Below are 13,830 nucleotides of genomic sequence, written 5' to 3'. Positions count from 1 at the left end.
ACGTACTTCTTATGCGTAAGGAAGAATGCTCTTCATTGCCTTAACGTTTGTAGCGTCAACAAGTCCGGCATGTCTAAGATTTCTCTTTCTCTTTGTGGACTTCTTTGTTAAGATGTGGCGCTTATACGCTTTGTTTCTCATGAGCTTTCCTGTGCCAGTAACCTTGAATCTCTTGGCAGCAGCTCTCTTTGTTTTCATCTTTTGCTGCATAACTAAAATCCTCCTATGACTCTTTCATTATTTTGTAGCTATATCTTAACCAAAAATTGGTAAAATACCTTAGTTCTTCTTTTCTGAAAGGAACATTGTCATACTACGTCCCTCAACCTTAGGCTGTTTCTCAATAACTGCTACATCTGCAAGTGCTTCTGCAAAATCTGTAAGAATGTGTACGCTTGCTCCCATGTGAGCCATCTCACGTCCGCGGAAACGAAGTGTTACCTTTACACGATTTCCTTTTTCAAGAAACTTCTTGGCAGCGTTAACCTTAGTATTAAGATCATTTGTATCAATGTTTGGTGAAAGTCTGATCTCTTTGATCTCAACAGTCTTCTGTTTCTTCTTTGCTTCCTTCTCTTTGCGAAGCTGCTCATACTTAAACTTACCGTAATCAACAACTCTGCAAACAGGTGGTTTAGCTGTTGGGGCGATCATAACAAGATCTACTCCTTCATCTTCGGCAACTTTTCTAGCGTCCTGAATTGACATGACACCAAGCTGCTCCCCATCAATACCGATTACACGAACTTCCTTAGCTCTGATCTGATCATTAATAAATAACTCGCTAATGGCTTTACCCTCCGAAATAAATAAAAAAGGTGAATACGCAATGTATCCACCAAAATCTCACATAAATCACAGACCTTATACATGTCTGTTTGAAAGATATTAACGCCTACTGGCTAAGCCGCAGGGTGAGAGTGGATACTCTGCTTTGTTTTCAAATACTAAAGTAATATATCACATGCAAAAAAACATGTCAACACATTTTATCAGAATTGCATCAATTATGTAAAGGCTTTCTTCTTTTGCCTTTCTTCCTGTTTTTGTCTGGCTCTTCACTATTGGACAAGGGTTTAAATATTGTCATTCTTCCTGTCCAGCCAATTATCCTGGTGAGGATGATTCCGGGAAGTACTCCGCAGCAATCGATGAGCACATCTCTTTTGGACGGCGACCTGCCACTTACAAAGGACTGATGATACTCATCAAGACACGCAAAACCTGCACAGAATATTCCTGCCGTAAACACCAGCCACAGTCCCCTTACACCATATACATAAAGCGGAAATGCTACTGATACGGCAAGCAAAAAGTACTCTGTAAAATGGGCTGTCTTTCTGACATAAAACTGGGAGCTTTCGGACAGATCTTCAATATGCTCCTTACTCCATCCCTTATCAAGCTTTTCATTGGCAAATGAAAAGACCTTTATTCCGACCTTATAGCTGAGCTGACTACTGGTAGTGCCTTCCTGAGATGAAAACATGAATATGATGCACATCATTATGATCGCGGGTGTGAAGGAAAGTGGTTTAAGCACGAACCGCAATGTTTGTTTTATATACATCAAAAAGTATTTCATTATTTTTTCTTCTTTTTTCCTGGCTTTTTAGCAGATTTCTTTTCTGACTTCTCAGGCTTTTTTGCCACGCTGTAACCAAATTTTCCAAGCTTTTCTCCAAGCATAAAATATTCGCCATGGGAATAAGCCACAAGCTTGGCTTTTCCAAGATCAAGCCTTCCTTTGTCATCAAGAAGCTTGTCATCAACTGTAACACAGACAACCTCTGCTATAAAAAGGTCATGACTTCCAAGGTCTACAACCTGCTTAACTTTGCATTCGATATTCACAGGACTTTCTTCAATTCCAGGCGCAGATATCTTTTGGGATTTCGAAGGAGTAAGATTCATCTCTTTGAACTTGTCGAAATCTCTTCCTGATCTGACACCGCACCAGTCTGTAGCACGTGTAAGCTTCTTGCTGGTGAGATTAACTACAAATTCACCTGTTTCCTTTATGATATCGTAGGAGAATCTTTCTTTTCTAACAGATATAGACAGCATAGCAGGAGAACTACATATGTTTCCTGCCCATGCTACTGTTATTATGTTTGGTGTTTCGCCAGGGCGTCCGCAGCTCACCATTACCGCTGGTATTGGATAGAGCATGTTTCCCGGCTGCCATACCTCTTTTGCCATATTATTACCTCAATTACTTGGTGATCTCTTCCATCTCGCTGATAGCTTCGCCAAATACTGCAAGTGCTGAATCAATAGGGGCCTTTGTTGTGAGGTCTACGCCTGCGATCTTAAGAAGGCTTACTGGATCCTGAGTGCATCCGCTTGAAAGGAACTTCTTGTACTGATCTACAGCAGGCTTACCTTCCTTAAGGATCCTATCTGCGATCGCAACAGCTGCTGCAAAGCTTGTAGCATACTGATATACATAGAAGTTGTAATAGAAGTGAGGAATTCTGCACCACTCCCATCCAATCTGTGGATCAGAGATCATGTCTTTGCCAAAGTACTGCTTGTTAAGGTCAAGATATACGTCATAGAGTGACTCTGCTGTAAGTGGTGTTCCAGCTTCTGCCATCTCACAGGTCTTGCGCTCAAATTCTTCAAACATAGTCTGTCTGAACATTGTACCCTTAAAGCTATCAAGGAAGTGGTTGATGATAAATGCCTTTTCTTCCTTGGACTTAGCGTTGTCCTTCATGTAGTGATAAAGGAGAACTTCGTTTGTAGTAGAAGCTACCTCTGCTACAAAGATCTTGTATCCGGCATCAACGATTGTCTGTGCCTTATTTGAATACCATGTGTGCATTGAATGTCCCATTTCATGCACAAGTGTAAATACATCATCAAGAGTATCATTGTAGTTAAGGAGCATATAAGGGTGTACATTATAAACACCTGAAGAATATGCGCCACCTCTTTTACCTTCGTTCTCAACTACGTCGATCCATCTGTTCTCGTAAGCTTCCTTAACTACTTCAAGGTAGTCCTCTCCAAGAGGAGCAAGTGCCTTAAGTGAAAGCTCTTTTGCCTCCTCATAGGAAACCTTCATATCAAAATCAGGAAGCATTCCTACGTAAACGTCATACATGTGAAGCTCGTCAACTCCAAGGAGTTTCTTACGAAGTGTCACATATCTGTGCATCTTGTCCATGTTGTCATGGATTGACTCAAAGAGGCTGTCGCAAACTGCAGGAGATACATCATTATGATCTACTGCTGCCTCGAAAGCTGATCCATATTTTCTAGCCTTAGCTTCGAAGATACGGCTCTTAACCTCTCCATCATACATTGCAGCCCAGGTATTCTTGAACTCTTCATATCTGCCGTAGAAAGCCTCAAAACTAGCCTTTCTAAGATCTCTGTCCTTGGACATCTGTGTAGGAACGAATCTTCCGTTTGAAAGCTGAACCTCTTCGCCCTTGGAATCCTTAACAGAAGGGAACTTAAGGTCAGCGTTAGCAAGCATACCATATGCCTTCTGTGATGCGCCCTGCATCTCTCCTGCTGATGCTAAAAGAGCTTCTGTAGCCGCATCAAGCATGTGCTCCTTAAGCCTTCTGGTCTCGGCAATCTTTCTTTTGTATCTGTCAAGTTCTGGAGTCTCAGCGTAGAATTTCTCAAGATCTGCATCTGAGATCTCGAGGATCTCTGGATCAATGAATGCTGACTTTTCTGAAACAGCCATATATGTTGAAAGTGCTCTCTGTTTCATGCCCTGATACTTGGAATTAGCTGTATCCTGGTCTTCTCTCATGTGAGCATATCCATAAACTCTATCAAGATAAAGCTCAACCTCTTCTGCAAGCTTTGATACCTCTAAGAGGCTCTTGCTGTCTTTTGAGATCTTGCCCTGGTAAGAAGCAAACTTATCTGCAAGTTCATTTACCTTATTAAGCTCGCTCTCCCATTTGCTCTCATCGTCGTAAATATCTTCCAGTCGCCAAGTGAGTTCCTTAGCGACTTCTTCTCTTTTTGGTAATTTCTGCTGCATACTTATGTCTCCTGTCTTTAAGATTATCCTATATCGGAGAAATCTCCGTCTTTTACAATGATAGCGTCAACGCCGTTCTTTTCGGCAACTCCGCCATCACTAAAAGTTTCATTTCCTATCATAACGCACCTTGAAGGCTCAAGGTTGTTACTTTTTATGAGTTCTTCCAAAAACTCCTTTTGCGGCTTTTTTACCCCTTTATCTGAAGAGATAAAAATGTCATCAAAGCAAGGTGTAAGTCCTGTTTCATCCAGCTCTTTTTCTGTAAAGAATCTCTGAGCATTAGATAAAAGAAATACCTTCTTGCCATCCTTTCTAAGACCATTTATAAGGTTCATAGTATCCTTATAAAGGGTGAACTTATCCCTTGATTCCTCTCTAAAATAGATGCAGAGGTCTTCAAGGCTTGCTGGGGCTACCTTTTCATTGCTCTTGTTAGAAATGAGTTTCGCCCATACTCTCTCTATCTTAATTTCTGGATATTCAGCATGATTCTTTGACTGGAGGTCTTTTTCTTCCTCTTTGCAAAGCTTAAGATATGTAGCCCTTAGCTCCTTGGCCTCGTAATTAGCGCCATATTCATCCTTGAGCTTGCCTGCCATATTGGTCCAAAGCTCCAATGATTCCTCATCAGTGTGGATGTCTACTAAGGTTCCATAGAGATCGAAAATGTAATTATCGTACTTATTATACATACCGATACCTCCTCCCAAAAAAAATCGAGTAGGCTGACTCCTACTCGATTTCGCACACGAACATTCCGCACTTAGTGCTCCATGTTCTTACGACCGGCAAATGAATTTGTATGCAAGCATCCATTCGCTTGCCGGTCTTGTGCAACAAAAAGAGTCATGCAGAACATGGCTCAATTATCACTTCTTAGTAAGTACTGCTATTCCAAAGGCTGGAACAGTTACTACTTCCCCGCTAATCGTAGAAACTGCCTCAGTGGCATTAAGAGAATACGCAAGCTCTGTATACTGAGCTGCCTCTGCATTCTTACCAAGGTCTACTTCCCTCGCCTCATCAGAGATATTGATAAGGAAAAGAAGACTTCCTGTTTCAAATTCACCATTCTGCTTTTCTTTCTTAATATAACATGAAATATCCTTATCAGCCAATTCCTCAATAGGTTCAGTAACACCGCGGGCTATGACCGGATAGGTATTTCTAAGCCTGATTGCAGCCTTATAGTAATTGTATATGGACTGTGTATCCTTTATCTGCTCGTCAAGAGAAGGATACTTCATGTCAAAAGAGTCCATATCAGCAGGCCCGTCGCACATTCCTTCCGCGTCTTGACTTCCCCACTGCATTGGTGCCCTCTTATTTTCATCTTTGCCAGAGCCTACCATACCAAGCTCTTCACCATAGTAGATAAAAGCATTGCCACTGGTCAAAAGATTCAGTGCTCCCGCAAGTTTGACGCCTTCCTGAGAATGTCTTCCAGTATAGTAACCAGCAGACCTTGCCATATCATGATTTGTATAAAAAGGTGCATTTATGGCTTCAGGATTTGCCGCTGAGAGAGTCTTTTCTGTACTAGCTAGAGTCTCTGCGTACTTGGATGCCACGTATTTGCCTCTTGCCATCTTGGCTATATCACCTTCACTTCCTGACATGTCGAAGTCAAAAAAGCTGTCTATTCCGCTAGCATAGTACTTGGAATAGGTTGCGATATTAGTCCAGGCTTCACCAACAATGTAAGCGTCCTTGTTCTGCTCTTTTATCTCACTATTAAGCCAGGTCATAAACTCGATGTTACTCTCATCATTACCTGTATAATATGACGTAACCGCATCAAGTCTAAATCCATCAACTCCATGCTCAGTCCAAAAGCCTGTGATATCCTGAATCTCAGCTCTTACATCTTCGCTATCAAGGTTTAGATCCGGCATTCCTGACCAGAATCTTGCTTCATAGTAAATATCAGTTCCCTTAAGTGGCTCGTAGCCTTCCTTTTTGTCTTTTGAAAAGTTGTAGTAACCAAGATATTTACAATTTACGAGATCTTCCTGTGAAAAGAGGATATTGCCATCCTCAGAAGTCTCAGCATCCTTAATACTTTCTGCATTATCTCTTATATAAGAAGCTGCCTCTTTAAACCAGGGATGCTGATCTGACGTATGATTAAGGACTGTATCTACGATGATGTTAACTTTCCTGTCGTGGCAAGCCTTTACAAGCTCATCAAAATCATCCATGGAACCATACTGAGGGTCAATATCCTTATAATCTGTCACGTCATATTTGTGATAGGTTGTAGATGGACAGATTGGCATGAGCCAGATCTCATTGCAACCAAGATCCGTATCTGTGGCATCATCGCCGTCGTTTATGTAGTCAAGCTTCTGTATGAGTCCCTGGAGATCTCCGATTCCATCGCCATCGCTGTCATAAAAAGAGTAGACGAATACCTCATAGGTTGTGCGGTATTTGTCGTCTATGATATTAAGAGGCGTATTTCCACAAGCAGACAGCATACATGCCGTAGCACATAGGATTGCTAGTTCTTTTCGTAATAACTTTGCTCTCATATAGCTCTTTTCCCCAACACTTATCAAATAAACTTAAACACCTTGCAGATAACTTCCAATATGCTGATTCCAAACTGCATCAGTATGATTGATAAGATCCAGTAAAATACATAAATTATCATTCCAGGGTTACCCATAACTGTATCAAATCTCTCGCCCTTTGGAATCTCGCCTTCATGATGTTCAAACACAAACTTCTTGCGAAAAACGATCATAAGTATGATTCCTGCTACAGCAACTGCCAAAAGCCATAGGCCAATAGTCATTAATAATATAAGTGAATAAATATTATCCCGTACCAGATCAGTATATGTGTCAATATCTCCAGATAAAAGAGCTGTTGTGATCTGGCCAATCACAGATCCATTAAGTACATATGCTGACAGATAGCTGCTTACGCCATTGATCATCATGTGGATTGCAATTGAATAGCCGATTCTTCCCGTTCTGATATAAATAAATGCAAAAAACATGCCAAGTGCTGTAGCATATACAAACTGCGCAAGATTGCCGTGGTACAGACCAAACATGATTCCCGAAAGGAGCATTGCTGATACTTCACCGTATTTTACAGTTCTATCGATCAGAAATTTTCTAAACAATAATTCTTCGAATATAGGTGCAAGAATCGCAACAACTATGATCTGCACCTCCGGCGGCATTGATCCTATCACGTCAAATATAGGATTTACTGCCCCAACACCTGTAAGTCTCCCAATAAGACTATTTAACAAAAGCCCTATAAGATTAGATATGTACATAAGTGCTATAGATATGCAATAACATGCAATAAATCCGCCTATTCCAAGTCTCTTTTTGGTAATTTCAAATTTAGGAAGGCTCCTGACTGCCAGGTACATTACCGGATAAATGATTGCAAATCTAAGGCCAAAATTAATGATCAATGTGATGCTCTGTGGTAAATATGGTGCTCTGCATATCAGCTTAACAACCTGCAGTACCACTATGTACAAAAGTACATACACCCAATGCATCCCCACATAACTCAGCCCAAATCTTGAGTATGTCCTTTTTGCGTTTTCTCTTTCCATTACACTCCTCCTGTGTTTGCTATGAGTGTTATTATACCAAGAAAGAGTGTGACATAACTAGAGGGGGATTACGACACATGAAACAAATTAGCTTGCAGTGTTATGCTAATTTAGCAAATAAAAAAAGCCTTCAATTGAAGACTTTTTATATTATCTGTTAATCATTATTTTTTATCCAGTATGCTCGACCTACATAATGATGGCCAGAATAACCTATAATTGATCCTTTACCATTTCTAGTAATACTTGTAACAATTACGCATAATACAAAAACTAATATTCCCCCATAAATATATGGATGCGCCGCATATGTTTTAACTATAAACAATGCAATTGCTACAACTACAGCAAGTAGCACAATTCTGATTATTCTTCCCTTTTTCAATGAATCTAGCTTACTCTTTTCAATAGGATATGGTTTATCACAAAATTCCTCTAAACCAAACATTTGTGCAATCTTGCATCTTTCAAAATATTGTGCGCCAGCTTCTGCTGTTGCATAAGCAAGTGAAGCCCATATTGGTTTATCAAAAAATGGATCATCTTTTTCAGCATCTCTATAATTTTTAATGCACTCATTATAAAGCTTCTTTTCTTTTGGATGGTTATAAGTTTCTACTCCATATCCTTGATCAGCAAAATCATGAAAATCAATATACATATCATACATTTTCAAATACAGCTTATAGTCAGACTCTTTGACATCACATCCTGCATCGTGCATCATAATACCTCTATAAGATGCCCACGCTGCCATATAGATATAATCCATATCCATAAAGCCAGAATCAGGCATGCCCTTGGCCATATTTCTTACATCTCTATAACCTTCTTTATAGAGCTCTGGATATTCACCAACCACTGTATAATAAAAATAATTGGCTATTCTGTAATATATTGTTTTATTTTTCAGGTATATTTCAAAATAGTCATCTCTAAAAAACAGAGTTAGCTTTTTTACTGATTCGGTATTTTTTCTGTCAATCAAGGTACTGATAATATTAATTGCAGTCGAAATAGCAAAACATGTTATGGTATCATCTAATCCCGCATTCACACAAGCAAATCCGCTATCTACTAGCTTTAGTAATTCTTCATCGTCTATGTCTTTTATATTGTTTTGAATATCAACAGTAGCCAAACAAAAATCATCTGCAGAATCTCTTTTTTTATTTAGCGTACCATAAAAGCAGTCCAAGGCTTTCTCTAATTCATTCATTTATAGTACTTCCTCAGCTCTTTTTTACTAAAACATATCTTACAATCAAACGAATAATCTGATATAAGAATGCAGGAATACCAAGTATAAGTGATAGTCCAAATTTTAAAGCATTAAGAACAAGCGCCTTGAAAAAGCCTTCTTCTGACAAACCATAGTAAAGTGGCATGAAATGTGATGTTAATGCCCATCCATAAGGAAGTCCCATCCCAAGAAAAAAAACTTGAACAAGTTCATGAGGTTTAAACATTGGGACACCATGACTATCCTTTTGCAGTCCAAAAAATACAAGATTAATAATACCGAAAATTAATCCGATTACTGTAGCTTTAATAAGCTCAGCTTTTGTGTCGATTAGTGCATCCTGCTTTGCCTTCTCGCGCTCATTTCTACTTCTAGCAATCATTTCTCTGTGGCAATCATCACATGAAAGTGGTGTGTACTTTTCTGCGCACTCCCTACATAAAGATTTCCCACATGTTTGACATGTTCCTACAGCCTCTCTATCGCTGTGATAAAAACATTTCATTTTAATCCTTCCTCCCAAAAATCTCATTTTGACATTCACTAGATGTCATTATCGCGAGAATATTATCACACAATATCCACTGTGACAAGTACTAAATGTCAAAAAGGGGATAAAAATGTTTATAAACAAGTCGGCAAACGGATTAAACAACATTTGTGGATATAACATTTCAGCATTAAGAAAAGAACTGGGAATTTCTCAACGAGAACTTGCAGACCGCTTACAAATTGCAGGTTTAGATATTGATAAAAACGCCGTTCAGCGCATAGAATGTGGAAAACGTTTTGTTATTGATATAGAACTGGTCACAATTGCTAAAGTTCTAAATGTGAGTATAGAAGAACTTTTATCGATGTAAGAACAAAATCCTGTTCAGTAAATGACGGGGAAAAATTAATTGTATTGCCTCACGGCTTATGCTAATGTTATAAAGCCGTGTCCCTCCAGCAGAAAGGAGGTGGCAGCCATAGCTTATATTATCTCGTTTATTGTCTCTGTATTGGCAAGTATAGTAGCCTACTATATTTGCAAATGGCTAGACAGAGATGAGTAACACGGTACTAACCTGAGAATAGCTCACTCTAACGAGCAAGAAACCCTAGATGCTGCAACATCTAGGGTTTCGTTTTTGCCATAGCTTTTTATTATCTCGTTTTAATGCGTTTCCGCACAATCATAATACTACATTTACTACAACGAGTCAATTTCAATCAATTAGAATACAGATACAAACTTCCGCTCTCTTCATCAATTCTATAATTCAGATCCAGCATCTTACAGAAATCCTCAAGGGTGATCAATGTTACTCTGAAGTCATTCTCTGGTTTATAGTTTTTGCCGATGCCTAGATCTTCGCCATCGCGTGTAACTTTGAGATCAGTAACATTCATCTCGTTGTAATGGCATGTCATTACGTATTTGTGGTCGCCGATGATCCAGGTACACTCAAGGTCCTGGTCTTTGGTGGTCTGATCCTTAGTAAGGATCTCAAAAGAACCGCCAAGTCTGTCTGTGTACTCTCTGATCACAAAGGCAGGACTTCCTATACCTTCTGCTACAAGACCGTAATCTACAAACATCATATAGCTGTTTTCATCATAGTTATATTCTGAATAAGCGTATTTTTCAGTCATTACTCCTACAGTACCGTAGTCGTTTTGATTGTTATCATAGAGCATCTCTTCATCATTAAGATAGATGTGGTCCAGCTGTGAAACATGTATATCTTCTATAGCATCCTCATAGCCCTGATACTGCTCTCCCGAGATTTTTCCATCTTTGATGGCCTGTGCAATCCCATTGTCTAAGGCATTTTTATAATATTCTTCATCATATTCAACACCATTAATAGCAAAATATCCAAGGCCGTAGGTCTTATAAGTGCTTCCTGGAGCAGTATCGCATACTACTCTGATGTTGTCATAAGGATGCTCTTCTAAAAAGCTCTTTTCATTGTACTGAAGCTCTTCTCTATAGATCTCGTTGGCCTTTACAAAGGCTTCTGCAAGCTTATCCACCTGATCAGAACTGGCAATCTTTACATCTCCATCAGAAATGAACTCCTCAAATAAAGGCTGTATCCTGGAATCGTAAGATGTTCTGACCACGTAATCATAATCAGTTCTTATTTTTCCTTTATATATCTTCATTTCGTACATACCAACATTATGTCGATATGCATATACCTTAAATTCAAGGTCACGTTCTTTTGACTTATATGTATAAGCTATTTCCTTTGGGCTTTCGCTAACTGTCTCTCGACTTACATACTCACACTTTTCAGAAATATTTTCTTTAACATACTTTGCCACATCGCCTTTACTAGGAACAGGTCCCTCAGGTCCGCCGCATCCACCAAGGAAAGTTGAAACTGCAAGAGCTGTAAGGCATACTAATACATTTCTTTTTTTCATATATTGGCTCCAAATTGTTACACATTTATTCATATTTACACAGTATACTTCAAGGTCCACCTTTTGTACACGTTTTGCGTCAAATAAGAATTTCTTATACAACAAAAAAGCTGAACTCTAGAAGCTCTCTAAAGTTCAGCCTATACAATAGCAGGGGAAGCAGGATTCGAACCCGCATGAGCGGTTTTGGAGACCGGCATACTAGCCATTGTATGATTCCCCTATTGCACCAACGAATGTTATGATAGCATACCGACTCATGATTGTAAAGAAGAATTCTGCAAAAACAAAAGTATTTGTTACCATTCACAGTTTTGGGAAGCCGCAAACTGGTTCCCTGGGGCCGTGCCCTGCCTCTGCCCAGTAAACAGCGGTGGGGCCGCCAGCCTGAAGTTTATTTTTGATCATCCTTCGGATTTTTATGTTCATGGCATTATATTTCTTACTTTAAATTCTTTGAAACAAACTCGCCTTTGATTGCCATTTTTTGCATGTAAAGTTTTGGGTTTGAACGATTTCAAAAAACGCCATTTTCTTATGCTCATAAGCAGCTTTTGAAACGCATGCGGTTTGCGTTGTCTGAAGCAGGGCGATAAGAATTTATAATAAGTGGTCATTGGAGCAACGCTCCACAAACATAAAAAGAGACGACTCTCCAAGCTAGCTTGAGAGATCGTCTCTTTATTATGTTGAAGAGCCCGCCTAAAGCGGGCGTGACCACTTATTATAAATTCCGCCCTGCAAGTATGTAGCAAGAGCATGCGTATTAAAACAAAAGCTGCATGAGCATATAGAAAAGTACCGTTTTTTTGATGAGTGCAAAACAAAACTTTACAGCAAAAATGGCATCAAAGACTCAGACAGTGTTTCAAAACAGAATTTAAAGTAAGAAATATAACGCTCATGAACATAGAAAAATCCTTAGAGATTCACAAAAACAAACTTCAGGCTGGCGGCCCCACCGCTGTTTACTGGGCAGAGGCAGGGCACGGCCCCGGGTAACCAGTTTGCGGTTTCTCCAAAAACTTTGAATAGTAACAACTATTTTAGTATCAGTACTTCTCAGGTTCTGGATAGTCTACTCCAAAGGTCTCAACAGTAACTGTCTTCATGACCTGATCCTGAACAGGACGATCATTCCAGTCTGTCTCTGTCTCTGCGATCTTGTTGACAACATCAAGACCTTCAGTAACCTTACCAAATGCAGCGTAGTCACCGTCAAGGTGAGGAGATGTCTTGTGCATGATAAAGAACTGTGAGCCTGCTGAGTTAGGCATCATAGATCTAGCCATAGAGAGTACACCCTCTGTGTGCTTTAAGTCATTCTTGAAACCATTTGATGAAAACTCACCCTTGATACCATATCCTGGGCCACCCATTCCTGTTCCTTCTGGATCTCCGCCCTGGAGCATAAATCCACGAATTACTCTGTGGAAGATAAGTCCATCATAAAAGTTCTTTTTAATAAGTGAAATGAAGTTATTAACTGTGTTAGGTGCAATCTCTGGATAGAGCTCAGCCTTAATAACATCACCATTTTCCATAGTAATTGTAACTATTGGGTTCTGTGCCATTTCTTTTCCTCCTAGTCAAATCATTCTTTGACTAGTATAACAAAAAAGAACTGCCGGCACAAACCAGCAGTTCTTTTAACGTCTTATTCGCCTAAGGTGATATTAAATACCTTTGAGATACCAAGTACCCAAAGAGCAAGATTGTCTTTGCTGTAGATATCTGAGTAATCTGTGTCACCATTATCAATGGAGAACTTGTAGTTGAGCATATCACTTACAAATGTATCATCCTTGCCATCGATAGTTACGTCGTAGTAACGAACCTCTCTGTTTTCGAAGGAAACTCTCATCTTCTTAACCTGAACATCATGATCTCCAAATTCATAAGCAAGTGAAAGTGCCTGAAGGCAAGCATAAGCAAATGAGTAATCATCGTCTGTTACGTCATCACTGATAAGATTAACCTCAAGGAACTGGTAAACAAGGTCTCTATTGAGCTTCTCTCCTTTTGGAAGAATCTCTTTATCCATGTAATCGCACATTTCTCCAGCAGTTACACCGTTGAAAAGAACTGTATCATCTTTGATCGTTCCACTTGGTGCTGATGTGATGCATCCATCCTCATATCCTACATAAGCATATCCGAGAAGAACGCCCTGTCCACTGTTTGCAGTGCTGCTAATATCTTCAAGATCCTCAATATCTTCAAGTTCAAGATCTGAATCTTCACTCATCTCGTCAATATCTGTATCAATATCTTCTGATGCCTCTGTGCTAGCTTCATCAGATGAGCCAATCTCTTCTTCGAGCTTCTTTTCTGAAACGAACTCTTTCTTCTGATTCTCGTCCTCTGTTCCCTTAAGTTCGTGGCTTCCACTTGAACTGTTACAAGCAGTTGCTGAGAACAGCATTACGAGACATAAGCCAAAACATACTAATCTCTTTTTCATTTTTCTTTCCTCCTAAAGGGCTATCATAGTAAAAATTTTATAGCCAGCGCTTAGGACATTAAACAATACAAAGGGCAAATTAGTCAAGTTTATAATAGACT

At 39.5% G+C, this 13,830-nt stretch carries 14 protein-coding genes and 1 tRNA gene; 1 reads left to right on the top strand and 14 read right to left on the bottom strand.

Annotation, left to right across the window (positions count from 1 at the left end; genetic code table 11):
* Positions 1-9 precede the first annotated feature (9 nt).
* From rpmI to bhn_RS03695, 10 genes are all read right to left on the bottom strand, one after another.
* Entirely contained in the window at positions 10-210 is a 201-nt protein-coding gene (gene rpmI / locus bhn_RS03740; RefSeq protein WP_013280183.1) for a 50S ribosomal protein L35, read from the bottom strand.
* A 69-nt stretch (positions 211-279) separates the two neighbouring features.
* Entirely contained in the window at positions 280-789 is a 510-nt protein-coding gene (gene infC / locus bhn_RS03735) for a translation initiation factor IF-3 (RefSeq protein WP_178297644.1), read from the bottom strand.
* Positions 790-1,003: 214 nt separating this feature from the next.
* Positions 1,004-1,585 (bottom strand): VanZ family protein, encoded by a 582-nt coding sequence (locus bhn_RS03730; protein WP_071175427.1) that lies wholly within the window; start codon positions 1,583-1,585, stop codon positions 1,004-1,006.
* The gene (locus bhn_RS03725) at positions 1,585-2,202 is read right to left on the bottom strand and encodes a flavin reductase family protein (RefSeq protein WP_071175426.1); all 618 of its coding nucleotides are present in this window, start codon (positions 2,200-2,202) and stop codon (positions 1,585-1,587) included. Before bhn_RS03725 ends, bhn_RS03730 begins: the two co-directional genes overlap by 1 nt.
* A 13-nt stretch (positions 2,203-2,215) precedes the next feature.
* Positions 2,216-4,015, bottom strand: coding sequence for an oligoendopeptidase F (gene pepF, locus bhn_RS03720; RefSeq protein WP_071175425.1), 1,800 nt, complete (start codon positions 4,013-4,015; stop codon positions 2,216-2,218).
* Between the two features lie 23 nt (positions 4,016-4,038).
* Complete coding sequence (locus bhn_RS03715; protein ID WP_071175424.1) at positions 4,039-4,710, bottom strand: HAD family hydrolase; 672 nt, start codon at positions 4,708-4,710, stop codon at positions 4,039-4,041.
* Positions 4,711-4,887: 177 nt separating this feature from the next.
* Positions 4,888-6,552 (bottom strand): alpha-amylase family glycosyl hydrolase, encoded by a 1,665-nt coding sequence (locus bhn_RS03710; RefSeq protein ID WP_071175423.1) that lies wholly within the window; start codon positions 6,550-6,552, stop codon positions 4,888-4,890.
* A 23-nt stretch (positions 6,553-6,575) separates the two neighbouring features.
* Entirely contained in the window at positions 6,576-7,604 is a 1,029-nt protein-coding gene (locus bhn_RS03705) for a CPBP family intramembrane glutamic endopeptidase (RefSeq protein WP_071175422.1), read from the bottom strand.
* Positions 7,605-7,761: 157 nt separating this feature from the next.
* Positions 7,762-8,823 carry a hypothetical protein gene (locus tag bhn_RS03700; protein ID WP_071175421.1) on the bottom strand — a complete coding sequence of 354 codons (1,062 nt, stop codon included), beginning with the start codon at positions 8,821-8,823 and terminating at the stop codon, positions 7,762-7,764.
* A gap of 13 nt (positions 8,824-8,836) precedes the next feature.
* Positions 8,837-9,352 carry a B-box zinc finger protein gene (locus bhn_RS03695; RefSeq protein WP_071175420.1) on the bottom strand — a complete coding sequence of 172 codons (516 nt, stop codon included), beginning with the start codon at positions 9,350-9,352 and terminating at the stop codon, positions 8,837-8,839.
* A 115-nt stretch (positions 9,353-9,467) separates the two neighbouring features.
* Here bhn_RS03695 and bhn_RS03690 point away from each other — a divergent pair, with 115 nt between their 5' ends.
* Entirely contained in the window at positions 9,468-9,710 is a 243-nt protein-coding gene (locus bhn_RS03690) for a helix-turn-helix domain-containing protein (protein WP_071175419.1), read from the top strand.
* A gap of 352 nt (positions 9,711-10,062) precedes the next feature.
* On the opposite strand, the gene bhn_RS03685 is transcribed toward bhn_RS03690, so the two are convergent.
* The 4 genes from bhn_RS03685 to bhn_RS03670 all read right to left on the bottom strand — a co-directional run bounded on the left by bhn_RS03685 (position 10,063) and on the right by bhn_RS03670 (position 13,729).
* Positions 10,063-11,265, bottom strand: coding sequence for a hypothetical protein (locus bhn_RS03685; protein WP_071175418.1), 1,203 nt, complete (start codon positions 11,263-11,265; stop codon positions 10,063-10,065).
* Between the two features lie 151 nt (positions 11,266-11,416).
* Positions 11,417-11,488, bottom strand: a tRNA-Trp gene (locus bhn_RS03680).
* 829 nt (positions 11,489-12,317) lie between these two features.
* Positions 12,318-12,839, bottom strand: a complete 522-nt coding sequence (locus bhn_RS03675) for a peptidylprolyl isomerase (RefSeq protein WP_071175417.1) — start codon at positions 12,837-12,839, stop codon at positions 12,318-12,320.
* An 83-nt stretch (positions 12,840-12,922) separates the two neighbouring features.
* Positions 12,923-13,729, bottom strand: a complete 807-nt coding sequence (locus bhn_RS03670; protein ID WP_071175416.1) for a hypothetical protein — start codon at positions 13,727-13,729, stop codon at positions 12,923-12,925.
* Between the last annotated feature and the right edge of the window lie 101 nt (positions 13,730-13,830).

Origin of the sequence: Butyrivibrio hungatei, from assembly GCF_001858005.1 — a bacterium.
Lineage (GTDB): Bacteria > Bacillota > Clostridia > Lachnospirales > Lachnospiraceae > Butyrivibrio > Butyrivibrio hungatei.
The sequence above is the reverse complement of the archived record's forward strand: the minus strand, read 5'-3'. Positions and strand labels throughout refer to the sequence as shown.